Source organism: uncultured Empedobacter sp., from assembly GCF_937930195.1.
GTDB classification, from domain to species: domain Bacteria; phylum Bacteroidota; class Bacteroidia; order Flavobacteriales; family Weeksellaceae; genus Empedobacter; species Empedobacter stercoris.
In genome coordinates this window covers 1-20,681 of record NZ_CALGVK010000028.1, presented here as the reverse complement: position 1 = coordinate 20,681, position 20,681 = coordinate 1, and the positions used below count along the sequence as shown (strand labels likewise).

Sequence of the window (20,681 nt, the reverse complement as noted above, 5' to 3'; positions counted from 1 at the left end):
GACCAAATCGAAATTCTGAAATCAAGACGTTTAATTTCTAAAGTGGTTGAACAAAATAATTTCAATATTCGCTATTTTAATGTTGGTAGAATTGTAGAGATAGAAACGACAGCTGCTGAATCGCCTATTAAAATTTTGTTTTTGAATGAAGCAGATAAATTGAAAGAAGATTTAGCTGAACAACTGCATGTTAAAATAGAATCAACAACCAAATTTCAACTAACGAACAGGAAAACAAAAGAATCCAACACCTATTCTTTTGGACAAAAGATTAGTACCGATTTTGGTGATATCATTATTAGTCCAAACAAAAATCTCGTAAAGAGTGTTGATGCTGAGTTGTTAATTCAATTAAATTCACTAGATCAAACTGTAAACTATTATAAAAATAAAATTCAGATTGACCCCAATTCAGATAAAAATTCTAAAGTTGTTAACTTTAGCTTAGTAGGAACAATACCGAATATTTCCAAAAAATTCATCAATGATTTGATTAATCAATACAATTTAGATCTTGTTACAGATAATAATAAATTGACTGAAGCTACTTCTAAATTTATCAATTCGAGGTTAGATATTGTTACAGGCGATTTACAAGGTGTTGACAGAGATTTAGAACGCTATAAATTAAGCAATAACATTACTGATGTTACTTCTGAAGCGAATATTTTCTTACAAAATGCATCAGATAATGAAAAGAAATTATTAGAATCATCTACTCAGCTACAATTAGTTGATTACATGAATTCAGCTTTAAATTCTAACAAAACGGATCTTTTGCCAACTAATATTGGTTTACAAGATCAAACAATTGCGTCACAAATTGCTTCGTATAATGAATTGGTTTTAACGAAAGAAGATATGTTAAAATCTGTTACAAACGAACATCCAAATGTGGTTAAATTACAGGAGCAAATTAGCGATGTTAAGAGTAATTTAAAAAATAGTTTGCGTTTGTATCGAAATAATACTCAAACGACTTTAAATACAATACAGACGAAACAAAACCAAATAGCAAGTAAAATACAAAAAGTACCAAGTCAAGAACGTGGTTTTAGAGATATATCGAGACAACAACAAATCGTAGAAGCTTTATACTTATTCTTATTACAAAAAAGAGAAGAGAACGAAATTAAAGCTGCTGCAACACCAGACAATATTAAGGTGATTGATTTTGCTTATGATTCTAAAATTCCAGTTTCACCTAAAAAGAATATTATCTTATTGGGAGCAATGATTTTAGGTTTGATTGTTCCGTTTTCAATTATTTACATTTATAAGTTATTAAATAATAATGTAAACTCAAAAGAAGAAGTGGAAGATGCAGTAGGTGCTCCAATAGCTGGACAAGTTCCGAAGAGTGATATTACAATTATAGAACATAATGATAGTTCGAGTACAGCAGAAGCGTTTAGAATTTTAAGAACAAATGTCAATTTCTTATTGAAAAATTCGACTGATCCCAAAGCAATTTATGTTACATCAACCACAAGTGGAGAAGGTAAAACTTTTGTTTCAACAAACTTGGCTCAAATTTTAACGATGTCTGGTAAATCTGTTTTATTAATTGGAGGAGATATTCGTAGTCCAAAAATATTGGATTACTTAACTATAGCTGATCAATACAGAAATAGACAGGGGGTAACGGAATATTTGATTTCTAATGATATCAGTGTTGATGACATCATCATTAAACACCCTGCCGATTATAAATTTGATGTGATTTATTCAGGACAAATTGCGCCTAATCCTTCAGAATTATTAATGAATGGTCGTTTTGAAGAGATTATAAATTATGGAAAAGAAAACTACGATTATGTGTTGGTTGATACAGCACCAGTAAGTTTGGTTACAGATACGTTGTTAATTGCAGATAGCGCTGATATTACGATGTATATAGTACGTGCAAACTATTTGGATAAACGTATGTTGACGATACCACGAGATCTTTACAAAGAGGATCGACTTCAGAATATGACTATGGTGGTGAATGACGTTGACTTTACGAAAGGTTACGGTTATGGCTATGGTTACGGCTATGGTTATGGAGAAAATCATAACAAAGGCAATTCATTCTTGAGTAAATTATTCAAAAGAAAATAACCCTAAAAACTCTGCTTCATCGAAGCAGAGTTTTTTTATTTCTGATTTTTTTCAAAATTATTTTTGATACTTATCATTTTATGATTCGTAAAAACTATCTTATCTTAGTCGATAAATTAACACCTCTTTAAGACAATCAAATAATTATGAGTTCGTACGAATATTATAACTTCCCGATTCAGTTGATAAATGGTTTTTTAGACGATTCTAAAAAAGTTTTGATTGATATTTCACATTATTGTATTTATCGTGTTTTTATTGATAATTTCGAAAAATATTCAGGTTCTTTTACTGGTTATCAAAAGGCTTGTGATGATTTCGGAATTGAGTTTAAGAATGTGGCTGCTGCCTATCAAAATGGTAAAACCTTATACGAAGCAACAATTGATAAAAGTCCAATGGTTGGAATGACTTCTGAAATGTATTGGGATTATATGACGAATGAGAAGTCTGAATTTGAGAAAGTTTTATTGTTAGGAGATTTAGCGTTTAAGAGTATTTTAGGTGCAAAATCTTACATCAAATTGGATAATAAATATTGGTTTAGTCGAATGGATGGTTCAGTAAAATCGATTGCAAAAGAGGATATTTCTCCGAAATTACAACGCTATTTGAATGAATATCAAACCAAAAAAATCAAAAATCAATTGATTGCGAATTGGGGATTGGCTTCCTATTCTCGTTACAACAGAGGTTTCTATGTGAGTTATAAAATGACATTAGATGATTTGGCTTATCATGCTGAAAAGATTAGAAAATCAACACAAGATAAAAAAATCAAAAATGATGTGAAATCTGCTCACGAAAAAGCCTTAGAACGATTAGAAAAAGAAAGTAAAATGAATTAAGATTTATTCTTTATAAAAAGCAAAAGTCCATCAATCATGATGGACTTTTTATATAGCGAATGTTATAACCTATATTTCTTTTACTGTAATAATATTTACAGGACAAGCTTTTGCTGCTCGTTCGCAGTTGTCAGCGATAGAATGATCAGGATCTTTTAACGTATGAAATCCTTTTTTATCAATTGCTTTTAATAAAACAGATTTACCATCTTTTTTAGACATTCTGAAACGTTCTGGAGCTAACTCATAACAATAGTTGCATCCGATGCATTTATCGCGTTGTAGCGTAATAATGACCATGATTTATTGTTTTTTTAATGTGAGTAAGCACCTTCTTCAACACTATTTTGTTGCGTTCCTGGTTCTTCTACTTTTACTAATTTGTATAATTTATCAGAAGGACGAATTCTAAATTCCATCGGAATTGTAATCGAATCACCTTTCTTTGCTGTATTAGCTTTTACATCTTCCACCATCATTTCTGTAACCACCATTTCTTTGGCTCCAGTTGTTGGTCCAGTCACTAAAATTAAATCTCCTACTTTCAAATCATAGGCATCAATCACAAACTGTCCGATACTTGGTTTAGGGAAGAAATGAACACCTTTTCCAATGTAAACTTTTTTCTGTGTTGCCATAGAACCTGGAACAGCAGACCATTCACCTAATTTTTGACCTAAATAATAGCCAGACCAAAAACCACGATTATAAACGGTTTGTAATAATCCCATCCAGTAATCTACTTTTTCTTTCGAATAAGTTCCGTCAGCAATCGAATCAATCGCTTCTCTGTATGCACGAATAACAGTTGCAACATACTCAGGCGCACGTCCACGACCTTCTATTTTCAATACTTTGACACCTGCTTCAACCACTTCGTCTAAGAACTCCATTGTACAAAGATCTTTAGGTGACATCATATATTCATTATCCAATTCGATTTCGAATCCAGATTCTTGGTCGATAACGGTATATTTTTTACGACAGTTTTGTTTACAAGCACCACGATTTGCAGATGAATTGTGCGAATGTAAGCTCAAGTAGCATTTACCCGAAACAGCCATACACAAAGCTCCATGTCCGAAAATCTCGATCTCTACTAAATTTCCGCTTGGTCCACGAACGTCATCTTTGATAATTTGTTCACAAATCTTGTTCACTTGTTTCAAACTCAATTCACGCGATAATACCATTGTATCAGCAAACATAGCATAGAATTTTACTGTTTCGATATTTGTAACGTTAATTTGTGTCGAAATATGAATCTCAATCCCAATTTGTCTTGCATAAGCAATAACTGATTGATCCATTGCAATAACCGCTGTAATTTTAGCTTCTTTTGCTCTGTCTAATAAGTTTTTGATTAAAGATAAATCGTGATCGTATATAATTGTATTTAAAGTAAGGTAAGAACGCACACCTTTTTCTTCACAACGTTTTACGATTTCTGGTAAATCGTCCATTGTAAAGTTGATTGATGCTCTCGCACGCATATTCAACTGCTCAACTCCGAAATATACAGAATCAGCTCCATTATCTAAAGCCGCTTGTAACGATTCGAAATTCCCAGCAGGAGCCATCAACTCCATTTTTCCATCTTTGGTCATACGAAAATTCTGATTTTAAGGTGCAAAGTTACAAAAAAATTACAAGTGACTATGTTATTTATAATCAAGTTAAATTTCAGAGAATGAATTAAGTTTTGATTCCATTAGAGTTTTAGCATAGTATTTGCCTCAGGTTAGTAAATTTCAAAGAATGAAGAAAGTTATTTTGTCGACTATTTTAAGTATAGGGTTTTTAACCTCTTGCGCATCAACCAAACAAATGCAACAAGGAGAAGAGTTGTTAACAATTGCTCCAGAAACAAGAGATTGCTCCAATGGTGTTGCTAAAATGCAATGTATGATGGTAAAATATACTGATGTTGACGAATGGCAATATTTTTATAATACGATTGAAGAGTTTACGTATGAACCAGGATTTGAATATCAACTTATCGTTTCAACAACTAAAGTAGAGAATCCACCAGCAGACGCATCTTCTATCAACTACAAATTAGTAAAGGTTGTGCGTAAAAAATTAGCAACATTGAACTAATTTGAACTTTATTTCAAAGAATTTCGATTAATTTTGTCACATGTTAATAGAAAGTCTTCAAAATCCAAGAATTAAAAACTTGCTAAAATTGCAAGAAAAATCAAGAGAACGTAAAAGCCAAGGTTTGTTTATTGTGGAAGGTACGCAAGAAAATGAGCTGGCTTTAAAAGGTGGTTACGAAGCTGTTGAAATTTATATTTGTGAAGATATTTATAACCAATCATTTGATTTTGGTGGAGCAAAAGTGTTTACAATTACCAAACAAGTTTTTGAGAAGTTAGCTTATCGTAAATCTACGGGAGGAATTATTGGTGCCTATAAAACAAAATCATCTACTTTAACTGATTTACAATTACCAGAAAATGCGTTGGTGATTGTCTTAGAAGCGGTAGAAAAGCCAGGTAATCTTGGTGCTGTTTTACGCACAGGAGATGGCGCAAAAGTAGATGCTGTTATTGTTTGTGACGAAACGGTAGATTTTTTTAATCCTAACGTCATTCGTTCTTCTGTTGGTACATTGTTTACAAATCAAATTGCATCTGCAAGTAAAGAAGATGTTTTAGCATTTTTGAACGCTCATTCTATTCAAGTCGTTTCAACATTTTTGAGAGAAGAAACGAAAAACTTATATGAAACAGATTTTACAAAATCTTCAGCGATTATTTTAGGAACTGAAGCTACAGGACTTTCAGATTTTTGGGCAGATCATTCAGCTATACTTATTAAAATTCCGATGTTAGGTTATGTGGATTCGTTGAATGTGAGCAATGCTGCAGCAATATGTGTTTACGAAGCAGTTAGACAAAGATACTAAATAAAGGATTTAAAAGGTGAAAATAAAAGGATGTAAAATTTAATAAGATAAATTTGTCCGATTTAAATTTTGTTGTATATTTGCAAGGTAATTTATAATGAATAAAGGAATTTAATGTTTTCAAAAGCGTGTGAATACGGCATAAAAGCTTGCGTTTTTATCGCACAAGAATCTGTAAAAGGACAAAGAGTTAATTTGAAACAAATTTCGAATTCTATTAATTCACCTGAAGCGTATACAGCAAAGATTTTACAACAATTAGTAAAAGCTAATGTAATTTCTTCGGTGAAAGGAAAAATGGGAGGTTTCCAAATGGATGCAACACATTTAGAAGATATCAAATTGGTTCATATCATCAAAGCGATTGATGGAGACGGATTGTATCATAGTTGTATTCTTGGTTTGGTAGAATGTGATTCAGAAAAGCCTTGCGCTTTGCATAGTAGAGTTTTTGCTATTCGAAATGATTTGAGAGCGATGTTAGAAAGAACTTCGATGTTCAATTTAATTGATGACCTTGAGAAAGGATTAGCTTTCCTTAAACATTAAAAAAAAAATTACCAATAAATAAGATAAAACTATCCGAGTATCCGAATTAAAATATTAAGAAATGAAACTAGCCATAGAAATTCCTCAAACTAACCCATCGCATTTAACTTATTCTTTAGGTTTAAATTTGAATGAGGCTTGTGCAAGACATCATAAAACCCTGTTTTTTTGTTGGAACATTAGAGCGGGAATTGACAAGGGAATCGAGATGCAGCGTATTGTAGATTATGTTAGCTGGTACGGAAAAGAAGTGTTGTTTCGTAAATTTGAAATCGAAGAACAATTTCTTTTTACCATGCTGGATGAGGATCATTATTTGGTAAAAAGAGCACTTAAGGAACACAGACGTTTGAGACGTTTGTTTAAAATAGACACTAAAAATCCGATGAAAAGTTTGATTTATATCGAAGAAGAATTGGATTTGCATATTCGATTCGAGGAAAAGCAAATGTTTCCAGAATTCGAGAAAAATGCAACACAAAAAAAGTTAAAAGTAATCAATGAACAGTTTAATTCACTTTTAACTAATGCAGATTGGAAAGATCAATTTTGGTTATAGATCTCTCATAACTAAAAATTTTTACTTATAATTTTTTAGATGATTTTTGATAAGAAAAGCTCGATTTTGCAGGTCGAGCTTTTTATTTACACCAAAATAATCAAACCAAAAAGGCAAGCTATATAAAGCTTGCCTTTTCTTTTGGAAATTATTTTATTTCTTCACTTTTACTTCAAAAATTTTATCCCAAAGTTTACCAGTTACGAGCATGTTTCCGTTGTCTTTGAACGCAATACCGTTCAATTCTTGTGCTTGCGGATTACCTTGTTTACCTTTCAGTTCTGCAAAATTAAATTCAGCTTTTACAGCACCTGTTTGCGGATCAATTACCACGATATTACTATTATCTGCGTGTCCAGATTTTAAGTACACGTTGGCGTAAATGAAACCATCGTGGTATTCAATTTCATTCAAATAACTATATGGTTGTTGGCTATCAAAAGCTTGTATGGTTCTAAGGTAATTAAAGTTATCGTCAAAGAAATGAATACGTTGAGAGCCCTCAGTTACAGCCAATTCTTTTCCGATAGTTGTAATTCCCCAACCTTCAATTATTTGTGCAGGCATATCTAATTTCTTGACTTGATTAAAGTCCAAATCATATTTGTAAATTGCACGATCTTGCCATGTTAATTGATAAATAAAACCATCTAATTCTGTAATACCTTCTCCAAAAACATCATCTTTTATTTGGTACAATTTTGTCGGTTCCGTTGCACCTAGCTTATATTCAATCAGGCGTGTTTTTCCATCACGAAGTCCTGTTCCTTCGAAAATATTTCCATTCTTGAAATAAAACCCTTGTGTAAAATAATCGTTGTTGTGTGGATAGCTACCAACTATTTCATACGACCATTTAGCAGCAGGTTCATTTGCATAAACCACAAATGTAAAATCGCGTGAATTTGTTTCTTCTTCACCGTTGAAGAATCTCAAATTAACAGTATGATTTCCTAATCCTATCGTTTTTCCATCAATTGTAAAATCAGCTGGCACTTCTTGTCCATCGACAGAAACCACAACTTTCGTTATTCCTTCTAAACTTGTCAAAGGAATATCGATTTTATCTCCAATTTTATATTTGTTTTGTTCTATTTTCGATACAATCTCAGTGATAGCCGTGTTGTTTTTTCCTGACGAATCTTTACATGAAAACAATAAGGAAGAGAAAACAGTGGCAGAAATGGATGCAGCGATTAAATATTTTTTCATTTGATTTTTTTTATGTTTTTATAAATTAGGTTGCTAATTATAGTACAAATATATCTATTTTGTTCGATTCGGATTATTTTTCACAAAAGCATCCCAACCTGAATATGAACTTGATGTTCCTGATGTTTTTCCTGAATTTAGATAATGACAAACTGCAACAGCAAGTCCATCTGTGGCATCCAAACGTTTTGGAATTTCTTTTAGACCAAGCAAATGTTGCAACATTCCTGCCACCTGCTCTTTAGAGGCATTTCCATTCCCAGTAATTGCCATTTTAACTTTTTTTGGAGCATACTCAACAACTGGCATATCGCGATGCAAACACGCCGCAATACAAACACCTTGTGCACGCCCAAGTTTTAGCATAGATTGAACATTTACACCAAAAAATTGCGCTTCAATGGCCAGTTCATCTGGATGATATTGATCGATAATGGCCAAGGTTTTTTCGAAAATCATTTTTAATTTCGTTTGTTGATTCGGAAGTTTATGCAACAATAATTCATCTAATGTAATTAATTTCATCTTGTTGTTTTTGACTTCAATCAAACCAAAACCCATCACCATTGTACCAGGATCAATCCCTAAAATAATCTTTTCCATTGTTGCGAAGATATTAAGATATTCTCAAAATTAAGCTGAATTGTGTTTTGCATTAATTTGGTATAATCGAAAATCTCTACACATAAAGTTTTCGATAATTTGAATTCCTTGTATAAGATTGTCCAAAATTTACCATATTCCGTATCGTTTTTCATGTAATTATTCAAGGGAAACGTATTTTTTAGAAATAAATTTACTGGTTTTGAGTTAATTATCCTATAAAATTTACGGAAAACAAAAGAGAATCTAAGTTGATTCTCTTTTGTTTTTATTTTCTATTTAAAGCGATTAATGGTTCTATAAATTCTCTTGTATTGGATAATCTCGGTACTTTATTTTGACCACCTAATTTTCCACGAGAAGACATCCATTCTATAAATAATCCTTTTCTCGCACAATGAACAATAGGACGATTAAGCGTCATATTATTGTAACGTTTTGCTTCGTAATCGGAATTAACTTCTTGCAATCCTTTGTCTAAACAATCAATAAATAGCTCAAAATTTTCAGGTTCTTTATCAAATTCAATCATCCATTCGTGTGCACCTTTTTCTTTACCTTCCATAAAAACTGGACCAGCACTGTATTCAGAAATAATAGAATTCGTTTGCTGGCAAGCTCTTTTCAACGCTTCTTCTGCATTTTCGATCATTAATTCTTCTCCAAATGCATTGATATAATGTTTTGTGCGTCCAGAAACAACGATTCGGTGTGGATTTGTTGAAGTAAAGCGAACCGTATCACCAATGATATAGCGCCATAATCCGCCATTAGTGGTAATGACTATTGCATAATTTTTTCCCACTTCAACTTCTTCGATAGTTAAATAATGTTGATTTTCTGAACCAAATTCTTCCATCGGGATAAATTCATAAAAAATACCATTGTCCAATAATAACAATAAATCTTTTTTATGCAATTGATCTTGAATTCCAAAGAATCCTTCCGAAGCATTGTATAACTCGAAATAATTTAAATCTTTTTGAGTGATTAAATTGTAATTTTCAGCATAAGGTGTAAAGTTGATTCCTCCATGGAAAAATACCTCCAAGTTTGGCCATAATTCGTCCAAATAGTTCTTTCCCATTTCAGCTAATAATTTGTTTAATACAACTAACATCCACGATGGAACTCCTGTTAAAGAGCCGACATCTTCATTTCTTGTTGCATTAATAATGGCATCCATTTTTACATTCCAATCTGACATCAACGAAATCTCACGATTCGGGATGTTTTTCATTTCGGCATAAAAAGGTAAATTATCAATCAAAATAGCTGATAAATCACCAAAACGTGTGTCGTATTGTTGATAAAGTTCACTACTTCCTCCAATTCGAAGATTTTTATGCATAAAAATATCCGTTTCGGGATATGCATTTAAATATAACGCAAACATTGTTTTTCCAGCTGCATAATGACAATCTTCTAACGATTCATTACTAATCGGGATAAACTTACTTTTGGCATTTGTCGTTCCCGAAGATTTAGCAAACCATTTTATTTTTCCATGCCAAGCTACATCTTTTTCACCTTTTCTTGCTAATTCGATATAAGGCTGAAAATCTTCATAATGTACAGCAGGAACTTGTTCTTGAAATTTCTGAATAGATTTAATTTCATCAAAATGAAATTCCTTTCCGTAAATAGTCGATTTGGCTTTTTTGATGTTTTCAAACAACACACGTTCTTGCGTACCAATTGGATTTTTGATGCTTTCTTCGATAACATTCATTCTGCTACGCATCATAATTTCCATAATCTTATTGACTATTCCCATCCGTTAAAAGTTTTGTAGATTTACACAAAATTAATTAAACTTTTTTAGCAATATGCAGTTTGAAGGACAAATTCGTAAAATGACAACTGAAAATGGAACTCCTATAAATTACTATTGGAATTTCAAGAATGATTTTATCGTGATGAATCAATTGTTAGGAAAAAAAATCAAGATTAGCTTTGATCATTACGAATGTTTGAGTTGCCACGAGGATAAAGAAATTTATCAGATGGGATATTGTAAAAATTGTTTTTTTACAGTCCCAGAAGCTAACCCAAGTATCATCAATCCAGAACTTTCTACCGCACATTTAGGAATTGGACAACGTGATTTAGAATTTGAAACAAAGTTCGAATTGCAACCGCATATTGTTTATTTAGCGAATTCATCTGGTGTTAAAGTTGGCGTGACACGTTTAACGCAAGTTCCAACACGTTGGATAGACCAAGGTGCATCAGAAGCAATTATTATAGCGCGAACAGATAATCGTTATGAAGCTGGAATGATAGAAGTTTCCCTAAAAAATGTAATTGCTGACAAAACAAATTGGCAACGTATGCTGAAAAATGAGGTACCTGAAATTGATTTGTATCAACACTATCAAACCATTAAAGAGGAGGTTAACCCAGAGTTTAGACAATTTTTAGTCGAAGAACCAGAAGTGATGAAATTAGATTATCCTGTTTTATCCTATCCTGAAAAAGTGAAATCATTAAATTTGAAAAAAACGCATGAAATAGAAGGGGTTTTGAAAGGAATTAAAGGTCAATACTTAATTTTTGAAGACAATACAGTTTTTAATGTACGTGGGCACGAAGGATTTTATGTGAATTTTGAAGTGTAACGTTAAATAGAAATAATTCAATAAATAATCGATTTTCTTGTAGAGTCGTTTTTTTTATTCCTTTATCTTATTGATTTTAATAAAAATACTTGTTTTTAAATTTATTTGTTATTACATTAGATACAATCATTTAACACAAAAAAATATTGAATTATGAAAGCAAGTGCATTATTTATGGTTGGCGGGATTTTGGCTTTAACAGCATGTAATAAAAAATCAGATTTACCAGATTATAAAGTGAAAGAGGCAATTTTAGACGTTTATAAATACAGAGCCGATAAACCAGATTCGTTGTTTGCTAAAGTTGAAGGTGTGAATGTTGATGATTTGAATGCAGTTGTGAAACAATATGGACCTGTAGACATCTATAATTTTGAGAAAATGACTCCGCTACAAGACGGTGATAAAACGGTTTACGAAGCAGTTTATAAAGTATCTTTTAAAGGAGCAGAAGGAACAGAAACGTTTAAAGTAAAAAGAGTAGATAAATTGGACGGAATTGTTGTTGGCTATGCAAGTGATGTGAAACCAATTGCTCCCAATGCTGATTCTATAACAGTAAAAAAAGATTCTGTTGCTGTCAAGAAATAGATAGTTTAAAAATTATATTTTTAAGAGGATAGTTTTCTATCCTCTTTTTTGTTTTTATCAATTGATTATCTTTGCAAGAATTTGGAACAGAAAACTATTCACAACGTTTTTAGCTTATACGATTCTTCAGATTTCGTACAGAAGCTTATTGTCAATTTTAAAAATAATCCACATCATAAAGTTAACATCAAAGGATTCTTAGGTTCTGGATTAAGCATCCTAACGGGGCATTTATATGATCGTGTTGCTCGTCCAACCATTCTAATTTTTGATGACAAAGAAGAAGCAGCTTATGTGTTGAATGATTTAGAAACTTTGTTTGATAAAGAACAAATTCTATTTTTTCCTTCTTCTTATAAACGTCCTTACGAGGTAGAGGAAGTGAACAACGCGAATGTGGTCATACGCACAGAAGTATTAAATGTGCTTTCGCATTCAAAGCGACCAAAAATTATTGTGACCTACGCAGAAGCCTTGTCCGAAAAAGTGGTGACGAAAAAAGCATTGACAACAAATACCTTAAAAGTAAAAGTTGGAAATGATTTAGGGATTGATTTTTTGACAGAAATATTAGCGTCTTATAATTTTCACCGAGTAGATTTTGTCTCCGAACCAGGTGAATTTTCGATTCGTGGAGGGATTATAGATGTTTTTTCGTTTTCCAACGAACATCCATATCGTATTTCGTTGTTTGGAGATGAAGTTGAAACAATCAGAACATTTGATATTGAAAATCAATTGTCAATTGCGACAACAAAAGAAATTACGATTATTCCGAATCTTGAAAGTAAATCAATCAATGAAAAACGCGAAAGTTTTTTAGAATATATACCAAAAGATAGTTTGATTATCGCTAAAAACATTTCAGTTTTAGCAAAACAAATCAATCGGAATTTTGAACAAGCCGAAGCTGCTTTCTCAGAACTGAAAGGTGAGATTAAACAAGCTGAACCGAATCAATTATTTTTGAATGAAAATGGTTTTCTTCAACAAATTTCAACATTTGGAGTGATCGAATGTTCGATGAAATCTTATTTCGAAACAATTGAAGAAATTGAATCACCTTTTAAGCCACAACCAAGTTTTAATAAACAATTCGAATTATTGATAGATGATTTGAATGAACATAAAGCGGAAGGTTTTAAAAATGCACTGATTTGTTCGAACGAGAATCAAATCAAACGTTTCGAAGAAATTTTTGATGATATCGGAAAAGAAGTGTCGTATATTCCAGTTTTAGGATCTATTTATCAAGGTTTCATCGATGAAGAAATCAAATTAACGTGTTATACGGATCACCAAATTTTTGGACGTTATCATAAATTCAATCTTCGTAATTCATTTTCGAAAAAAGAAGCCATCACGCTTAAAGAAATTAATTCGTTGCAAGTGGGTGATTTCGTGACGCATATCGATTATGGAATTGGAAAATTTGCGGGATTAGTACGTTTAAATAACAATGGTGTTATGCAAGAATCGATCAAATTGATCTATCAAAACAATGATATTTTGTATGTCAACATTCATTCGTTGCATAAAATTGCCAAGTTTCGAGGGAAAGATGGACAAGAACCAAAAATCTCAAAATTAGGTTCGCCTGCTTGGAAAAATTTGAAGAATAAAACAAAAGCAAAGGTCAAAGAAATTGCTTTTGATTTAATCAAATTATACGCTAAACGGCGTGCAAGAAAAGGATTTTCGTATTCACCCGACACGTATTTGCAAAATGAATTGGAAGCTTCTTTTATTTATGAAGATACACCCGATCAATATAAAGCAACGCAAGATGTAAAAGCTGATATGGAATCGGAGCGTCCGATGGATCGTTTGGTTTGTGGTGATGTTGGTTTCGGGAAAACGGAAGTAGCGATTCGAGCAGCAATGAAAGCTGCTGTAGATGGAAAGCAAGTTGCAGTTTTAGTACCAACAACAATTTTAGCTTTTCAGCATTTTAAGACGTTTTCAGAACGTTTGAGAGATTTACCTGTTAAGGTCGCTTATCTTAATCGATTTGTTACAGGAGCGAAGAAAAAGACCGTTTTAGATGGCTTAAAGTCTGGTCAAGTGGATATTGTGATTGGTACGCATCAATTGGTTAATCCAAAAATCGAATACAAAGATTTAGGTTTATTGGTTGTTGATGAAGAACATAAATTTGGTGTTGGAGTAAAAGATAAATTAAAAACACTTCGCGAAAATATTGATACATTGACGTTAACGGCTACACCAATCCCTCGTACGCTTCAGTTTTCGTTGATGGCTGCGCGTGATTTATCAGTGATTAAAACGCCACCACCAAACCGTCAACCAGTCGATACGCAATTGGTAGGATTTAACGAAGAGGTTTTTCGTGATGCAATTATGTACGAAATGCAACGAGGTGGACAGGTTTATATCATTCACAATCGTGTGCAATCGTTAAAAGATATTGCTGGAATGGTACAACGTTTGGTTCCCGATGCGCGTGTTGCTACTGGACATGGGCAAATGGAAGGGAAAGAATTAGAAGCTGTTTTACTCGATTTTATTGATGGACGTTACGATGTTTTTGTTTCCACAACGATTATCGAATCGGGATTGGATGTTCCGAATGCCAATACAATTTTAATCAATGATGCGCAAAACTTCGGTTTAGCCGATTTGCATCAAATGCGTGGTCGTGTAGGGCGTAGTAACCGCAAAGCATTTTGCTATTTGGTTGCACCTCCGTTGTCTGTTTTAACCGATGAGGCTCGTAAACGTTTGCAAGCAATTGAACAGTTTTCAGATTTAGGTTCTGGATTTAATATCGCGATGAAAGATTTAGAGATACGTGGTGCAGGAAATCTATTAGGTGCAGAACAAACTGGATTTATGATGGATATTGGTTTCGAAACGTATCAAAAAATCTTAAATGAAGCCATTGAAGAATTAAAAGAAACGGATTTCAAAGATTTGTTCGAAGATCAAAAAACGGGAGAAGTAAAATCCTATGTTTCGGATGTGCAGATTGATTCGGATTTGCAAATTATGTTCCCAGATGAATATATAGAAAGTTCTGAAGAACGTTTATTGTTGTACAAGGAATTAGCTGATATTGAGACTGAAAATGAGTTAGAAGCGTTTAAAAACAATTTGATTGATCGCTTTGGTCAATTACCTGTTGAAGCTGAAAATTTATTAGAATCTATTCAATTGAAATGGATTAGTAAAAAATTAGGTTTCGAACGATTGGTCATGAAAAAAGGCGTGCTTTTGGCTTATTTTATTAATAAACCACAAAGCGAGTTTTATCAATCAGATGAATTTAGAATAATTTTAAATAACGTTCAAAATAACCCTAAAAATATCAGTTTTAAGGAAAAATCACCTAAAAAAGGAGAAGAATATCCAACATTATTACTGCGATTTGAACACATACAAAACGTGCATGAAGCCTTACAAAGTCTACAAAATTTATTAATTCATTAACATTTTTTAGTTTTAATTAGTAATCTAATAAAATACGCAAGGAGAATTAACCAAGTTGTTAGTTCTCCTTTTTTAGTGGAATAAACTCAAATACCGATATAGATAAATTGTATTATATTTATCATATTGAGAACTGCAACTCGTTGTAAACGAATAATCATAAATAATATGGTAATTTATTATTATTTTTATCGATAAAATATTAGTTGGAAAAACAGTAAAGTAGTTATGGACACAGCATCAAGTTATATTCCTATCCTCATTCTTTTTGTCGTTGCTTTTGCATTCGTAGCAGGAACTATCGTTGCGACACATTTGCTTGGACCTTCGAGAAAGACAGATGAAAAGTTAGAGAATTTCGAGTCGGGGATAGAAAAAGTAGGAAATGCAAGACAGCCATTTGCCATTAAGTATTTCTTAGTTGCAATTTTATTCGTGTTGTTCGATGTAGAGGTAATTTTCTTTTACCCTTATGCAGCGAATTTTAAAGAATTAGGTTGGGAAGGATTTGCAGCAGTTGCAACATTCGTTGGATTATTCTTCGTGATGTACTTATATGTACGCAAAAAAGGAGCTCTAAACTGGGAAAAATAGAGCATTTTAAAATCTAAAATAATAGTATAATGATTCATAATAAAAGACCAGTAACACACAATACCAACGTGAAGATCGTTGAGTCTCCAGGTGGTTTTGAAGGTGAGGGTTTTATGGCGATGCAATTATCAAAAGTAGTTGGATTAGCCCGTAAAAACTCAATTTGGCCTTTACCATTTGCGACAAGTTGTTGCGGAATCGAGTTTATGGCGACAATGGGTTCGACATACGATTTGGCACGTTTTGGATCTGAACGTTTGGCTTTTACGCCACGTCAGTGCGATTTGTTGATGGTAATGGGTACAATTTCTAAGAAAATGGCTCCAGTTCTGAAGCAAGTTTACATTCAAATGGCAGAACCTCGTTGGGTTATTGCAGTTGGAGCTTGTGCAAGCTCAGGTGGTATTTTCGATACATATTCGGTTTTACAAGGGATTGATGAAGTAATTCCTGTAGATGTTTATGTGCCGGGTTGTCCTCCTCGTCCAGAAGCAATTATTGATGGCGTAATGCGTATTCAAGAATTGGTAGAGTCAGAAAGCGTTCGTCGTAGAAGTAGCGATGAATATCAGCAACTTTTAACAAGTTATGGAATTAAATAAGTCGAAATAATGGATAATTCATTTATAAAAGACCGTTTGGTTCAAAAGTTTCAAGAAAACATCGTTGGATACGAAGAACACTTTGGTGTTTTGACAATTCATGCAAACAAAGATTTCAATCTGAAAATTCTTCAATATTTATACGACGAAGAGCAATTAGCATTTAAATTCTTGAAAGATTTAACGGCGATTCATTACCCAAATAATGTTGGAGAGGAATTAGTTGTAACTTATTTAGTCTATAATATGTACGAGAATGTTGAGGTTCGTTTAAAATTTGCTTTACCAATCGAAAAACCTTCGATTTTTACAGCAACTAAATTATTCGAAACAGCAAACTGGTTAGAACGTGAAGCGTATGACTTTTTCGGAATTGATTTCGTTGGGCATCCAAATTTAATTCGTGTAATGAACGTTCCAGAAATGGATTATTTCCCTTTACGCAAAGAATTCCCATTAGAGGATCAGACGCGTAAAGATAAAGACGATGAGATGTTTGGTCGTGGAGGAGATTTCAATTATGGAGGTTTTAATGTAAAAGCAAATTAACCATGGGAAAAGAGAAAACTAAAACAAATAAACATCTTGATCTTCCAGACGGTTCTTTAGAAAAAAGCACAATAACCTTAAACTTAGGACCTACGCATCCTGCAACACATGGGGTATTTCAAAATATTTTAGAGATTGATGGTGAAATCATCAAATCGGCGGTTTCTACAGTTGGGTATATTCACCGTGCTTTTGAGAAGATTGCTGAACGTAGACCATTGTACCAAATTACACCTTTAACAGACCGTTTGAACTATTGTTCGGCACCGTTGAATAACTTGGGTTGGCACATGACAGTTGAGAAATTTGTTGGAATTGAAGTTCCAAAACGCGTTTCTTATTTACGTGTCATCATCATGGAATTGGCTCGTATTGCAGATCATATCGTATGTAATTCGATTATGGGAGTTGATACAGGAGCATTTACAGGATTCCTTTATATGATGAAATACCGTGAGTTAATTTATGAGATTTACGAAGAAATTTGTGGTTCTCGTTTAACAACAAATATTGGTCGTATTGGAGGTTTTGAACGTGATTTTTCTGAAACTGCTTGGGAAAAAATCCATCGTTTCGTAAAAGAATTTCCAGATGTCTTAACAGAATTTGAGAACCTATTCGTACGTAACCGCATTTTTATGGATCGTACACAAGGAGTTGGAGGAATTTCTGCTGAGCGTGCATTAAATTATGGTTTCACAGGACCAAACTTACGTGCGGCAGGTGTAGACTATGATCTTCGTGTTGCGAAACCATATTCTCGTTACGAAGAATTCGAATTCGATATTCCAGTTGGTACAACAGGAGATTGTTACGATAGATTCTTAGTGCGTGGTCAAGAAATGTGGCAAAGTTTAAGCATTATCAAGCAAGCAATTGCAAAAATTGATGCGTTAGAAGGAGAAGAAGCAACACAGTATCATGCAGATGCTCCAGACTTCTATTTACCACTTAAGAAGGATGTGTACACAAAAATGGAAGCGTTGATCTATCATTTCAAAATTATTATGGGAGAGGTAGATATGCCAAAAGGAGAAATTTATAATTCTATAGAAGCCGCAAATGGTGAGTTAGGATATTATTTTATCTCTGATGGTGGACGTTCGCCATACCGTTTACATTTCCGTAGACCTTGTTTCATTTATTATCAAGCTTATCCAGAATTGATCCAAGGATCAATGATTTCAGATGCCATTGTTACAATGAGTAGTCTGAATTTGATTGCTGGAGAATTAGATGCTTAATAAAAATTATTAAAAATGGCAATTCAATTTTCAGAAGAGACACAACAAAAAGTAGATAAAATCATCGCACGTTATCCAGCGGATAAAAAACAAAGTGCTTTGATCCCTTTACTTCATGTAGCACAAGCTGAGTTTGGTGGTTGGTTAGACACACCTCATTTAGATTATGTGGCAGAAGTATTAGAAATTTTACCAGTAGAAGTTTACGAAGTAGCTTCTTTTTATTCGATGTTCAACCTAAATCCCGTTGGGAAATATGTGTTAGAAGTTTGTCAAACAGGACCTTGTATGTTAAATGGTTCAGACAAAATTATCGAGCACATCAAATCAAAGTTAAATATTGAAGCTGGAGGAACTTCGACTGATGGTTTATTTACCTTAAAACCAGTCGAATGTTTAGGAGCGTGTGGTTATGCACCAATGATGCAGTTAGGAAAAACTTATCGTGAGCATTTGACGATCGAGAAAGTGGACGAATTATTAGAGGAATTGAAAAAATTAGCATAATGGGACAAAAATTACTGTTAAAAAATATTGATGTTCCAGGAATTCGTCATTACCAAGTTTACCGCGAAAATGGTGGGTATGCAAATGCTGAAAAAGCATTTAAAATGACAACCGACGAAATCTTAGAAGAAGTAAAAACTTCTGGTTTAAGAGGGCGTGGTGGAGCAGGTTTTCCAACTGGAATGAAATGGAGCTTTTTGGCAAAACCAGAAGGTGTTCCAAGACACTTGGTGGTAAATGCAGACGAATCAGAACCAGGAACGTTCAAAGACCGTTTCTTGATGGAATATATTCCTCATTTGTTAATCGAAGGCGTTTTGATTTCATCATTCTGCTTAGGATCTAACACTTCATTTATTTATATCCGTGGAGAATACGCGTGGGTTGCAGAAATTTTAGAAGAAGCAATCGACGAAGCAAAAGCTGCAGGTTGGTTAGGTAAAAACATCCAAGGAACTGGTTTCGATTTAGAAATTTATGTTCAGCGTGGTGGTGGAGCTTACATCTGTGGTGAGGAAACGGCATTATTAGAATCGTTAGAAGGTAAACGTGGAAATCCACGTCTTAAACCACCTTTCCCAGCTGTAAAAGGATTATGGGGAAGACCAACGGTTGTAAACAATGTAGAAACAATTGCTGCTGTAGTTCCAATTATTGAAATTGGAGGAGAAGCCTATTCTAAAATCGGAGTTGGTCGTTCTACAGGAACAAAATTAATTTCTGCTTGTGGTAATATTAATAAACCAGGTGTTTATGAAATTGATATGACGATTACGGTTGAAGAATTTATCTATTCAGACGAATATTGTGGCGGAATTCCAAACGGAAAACGCCTTAAAGCATGTATTCCTGGAGGAAGTTCTGTGCCAATTGTTCCTGCAAACTTATTGTTAAGAACTGCCGAAGGTAAACCTCGTTATATGAATTACGAAAGTTTAGCAGAAGGAGGTTTCCAAACAGGAACAATGATGGGATCTGGAGGATTTATCGTGTTAGACGAAGATCAAGACGTGGTGTATCATACATATACATTAGCTCGTTTCTATCGCCACGAATCATGTGGACAATGTTCGCCTTGTCGTGAAGGAACAGGTTGGATGGAAAAAATCTTGAAACGAATCGATGAAGGAAAAGGTAAAATGTCAGACATCGAATTGTTATGGGATGTGCAACGTAAAATCGAAGGAAATACAATTTGTCCATTAGGAGATGCAGCGGCTTGGCCTGTTGCAGCGGCAATTCGTCACTTCCGTGATGAATTCGAGTGGCATATTAACAATCCAGAAGAATGTTTGACGCGTAATTTTGGTTTAGCACATTATGCTGATCCAATCGAAATAAAAGAAACCGCAAATTAATACGAAGATGGCAGAAGAAACACCATTATTTAAAGTTACCATCGATAACGAAACGATTGAAGTACCTGCGGGAACAACGATCCTTCAAGCCGCTCGTATGATAGGTAAAGAAGTAGCACCTCCAGCGATGTGTTACTACGGTAAATTAGAAAACACAGGAGGAAACTGTAGAACATGTTTGGTAGAAGTATCAAAAGGGAGTGAAGCAGATCCTCGTCCAATGCCAAAATTGGTTCCATCTTGTCGTACAACGGTAATGGACGGAATGGTTGTAGGCAATAAAACGTCTGAACGTACTGTTGAGGCACGTAAAGGTATTGTTGAATTATTATTAATCAACCATCCTTTAGATTGTCCAGTATGTGATCAAGCAGGAG

At 33.6% G+C, this 20,681-nt stretch carries 21 protein-coding genes; 16 read left to right on the top strand and 5 right to left on the bottom strand.

The window, feature by feature from the left end; genetic code table 11:
* Both Q0616_RS01755 and Q0616_RS01750 read left to right on the top strand, forming a co-directional pair.
* Nucleotides 1–2,103 (top strand): tyrosine-protein kinase family protein (locus Q0616_RS01755; RefSeq protein ID WP_298774539.1); only part of this gene is annotated, 2,103 nt, incomplete at its 5' end.
* A gap of 146 nt (nt 2,104–2,249) precedes the next feature.
* On the top strand, nt 2,250–2,951 hold the full coding sequence (locus tag Q0616_RS01750) for a hypothetical protein (RefSeq protein WP_171623664.1): 702 nt from the start codon (nt 2,250–2,252) through the stop codon (nt 2,949–2,951).
* A 69-nt stretch (nt 2,952–3,020) separates the two neighbouring features.
* Here the strand turns inward: Q0616_RS01750 and Q0616_RS01745 are convergent, their stop codons facing one another.
* Complete coding sequence (locus tag Q0616_RS01745; RefSeq protein ID WP_038336269.1) at nt 3,021–3,251, bottom strand: ferredoxin; 231 nt, start codon at nt 3,249–3,251, stop codon at nt 3,021–3,023.
* Nucleotides 3,252–3,265: 14 nt separating this feature from the next.
* Nucleotides 3,266–4,558 carry a peptidase U32 family protein gene (locus tag Q0616_RS01740; protein WP_286483927.1) on the bottom strand — a complete coding sequence of 431 codons (1,293 nt, stop codon included), beginning with the start codon at nt 4,556–4,558 and terminating at the stop codon, nt 3,266–3,268.
* A 151-nt stretch (nt 4,559–4,709) separates the two neighbouring features.
* Here Q0616_RS01740 and Q0616_RS01735 point away from each other — a divergent pair, with 151 nt between their 5' ends.
* The 4 genes from Q0616_RS01735 to Q0616_RS01720 all read left to right on the top strand — a co-directional run bounded on the left by Q0616_RS01735 (nt 4,710) and on the right by Q0616_RS01720 (nt 6,973).
* Nucleotides 4,710–5,051, top strand: a complete 342-nt coding sequence (locus Q0616_RS01735) for a DUF4377 domain-containing protein (protein ID WP_286483926.1) — start codon at nt 4,710–4,712, stop codon at nt 5,049–5,051.
* Nucleotides 5,052–5,091: 40 nt separating this feature from the next.
* Nucleotides 5,092–5,865 (top strand): RNA methyltransferase, encoded by a 774-nt coding sequence (locus tag Q0616_RS01730; protein WP_225539098.1) that lies wholly within the window; start codon nt 5,092–5,094, stop codon nt 5,863–5,865.
* 114 nt (nt 5,866–5,979) lie between these two features.
* Nucleotides 5,980–6,414, top strand: coding sequence for an Rrf2 family transcriptional regulator (locus Q0616_RS01725; protein WP_225541906.1), 435 nt, complete (start codon nt 5,980–5,982; stop codon nt 6,412–6,414).
* Nucleotides 6,415–6,475: 61 nt separating this feature from the next.
* Nucleotides 6,476–6,973: a hemerythrin domain-containing protein gene (locus Q0616_RS01720; RefSeq protein ID WP_171623669.1), complete on the top strand. Its 498-nt coding sequence runs from the start codon at nt 6,476–6,478 to the stop codon at nt 6,971–6,973.
* Nucleotides 6,974–7,126: 153 nt separating this feature from the next.
* Here the strand turns inward: Q0616_RS01720 and Q0616_RS01715 are convergent, their stop codons facing one another.
* The 3 genes from Q0616_RS01715 to Q0616_RS01705 all read right to left on the bottom strand — a co-directional run bounded on the left by Q0616_RS01715 (nt 7,127) and on the right by Q0616_RS01705 (nt 10,565).
* The gene (locus Q0616_RS01715; RefSeq protein ID WP_188319495.1) at nt 7,127–8,185 is read right to left on the bottom strand and encodes a glutaminyl-peptide cyclotransferase; all 1,059 of its coding nucleotides are present in this window, start codon (nt 8,183–8,185) and stop codon (nt 7,127–7,129) included.
* Between the two features lie 54 nt (nt 8,186–8,239).
* The gene (gene ruvC, locus Q0616_RS01710) at nt 8,240–8,788 is read right to left on the bottom strand and encodes a crossover junction endodeoxyribonuclease RuvC (RefSeq protein ID WP_171623671.1); all 549 of its coding nucleotides are present in this window, start codon (nt 8,786–8,788) and stop codon (nt 8,240–8,242) included.
* 268 nt (nt 8,789–9,056) lie between these two features.
* Entirely contained in the window at nt 9,057–10,565 is a 1,509-nt protein-coding gene (locus tag Q0616_RS01705) for a GH3 auxin-responsive promoter family protein (protein WP_260541461.1), read from the bottom strand.
* Between the two features lie 52 nt (nt 10,566–10,617).
* Between Q0616_RS01705 and Q0616_RS01700 the strand changes: the two genes are divergently transcribed.
* From Q0616_RS01700 to Q0616_RS01655, 10 genes are all read left to right on the top strand, one after another.
* Entirely contained in the window at nt 10,618–11,409 is a 792-nt protein-coding gene (locus tag Q0616_RS01700; protein ID WP_188319496.1) for a DUF2797 domain-containing protein, read from the top strand.
* 153 nt (nt 11,410–11,562) lie between these two features.
* Nucleotides 11,563–12,000: a hypothetical protein gene (locus Q0616_RS01695; RefSeq protein WP_188319497.1), complete on the top strand. Its 438-nt coding sequence runs from the start codon at nt 11,563–11,565 to the stop codon at nt 11,998–12,000.
* A gap of 81 nt (nt 12,001–12,081) precedes the next feature.
* Nucleotides 12,082–15,450 carry a transcription-repair coupling factor gene (mfd, locus tag Q0616_RS01690; RefSeq protein WP_260541460.1) on the top strand — a complete coding sequence of 1,123 codons (3,369 nt, stop codon included), beginning with the start codon at nt 12,082–12,084 and terminating at the stop codon, nt 15,448–15,450.
* Nucleotides 15,451–15,678: 228 nt separating this feature from the next.
* A complete protein-coding gene (locus tag Q0616_RS01685) occupies nt 15,679–16,044 on the top strand; it encodes an NADH-quinone oxidoreductase subunit A (protein WP_298774516.1) in 366 nt (121 codons plus the stop codon).
* Between the two features lie 29 nt (nt 16,045–16,073).
* Complete coding sequence (locus Q0616_RS01680) at nt 16,074–16,646, top strand: NADH-quinone oxidoreductase subunit B (protein ID WP_171623770.1); 573 nt, start codon at nt 16,074–16,076, stop codon at nt 16,644–16,646.
* A 9-nt stretch (nt 16,647–16,655) separates the two neighbouring features.
* Complete coding sequence (locus tag Q0616_RS01675) at nt 16,656–17,195, top strand: NADH-quinone oxidoreductase subunit C (protein ID WP_171623769.1); 540 nt, start codon at nt 16,656–16,658, stop codon at nt 17,193–17,195.
* 2 nt (nt 17,196–17,197) lie between these two features.
* On the top strand, nt 17,198–18,439 hold the full coding sequence (locus Q0616_RS01670; RefSeq protein ID WP_171623768.1) for an NADH-quinone oxidoreductase subunit D: 1,242 nt from the start codon (nt 17,198–17,200) through the stop codon (nt 18,437–18,439).
* A gap of 15 nt (nt 18,440–18,454) precedes the next feature.
* Nucleotides 18,455–18,946, top strand: coding sequence for an NAD(P)H-dependent oxidoreductase subunit E (locus tag Q0616_RS01665; RefSeq protein ID WP_260541458.1), 492 nt, complete (start codon nt 18,455–18,457; stop codon nt 18,944–18,946).
* Nucleotides 18,946–20,304, top strand: a complete 1,359-nt coding sequence (gene nuoF, locus Q0616_RS01660) for an NADH-quinone oxidoreductase subunit NuoF (protein WP_260541456.1) — start codon at nt 18,946–18,948, stop codon at nt 20,302–20,304. Before Q0616_RS01665 ends, nuoF begins: the two co-directional genes overlap by 1 nt.
* A 7-nt stretch (nt 20,305–20,311) precedes the next feature.
* The coding region (locus tag Q0616_RS01655; RefSeq protein ID WP_298774512.1) for a 2Fe-2S iron-sulfur cluster-binding protein at nt 20,312–20,681 on the top strand (370 nt) is incomplete at its 3' end.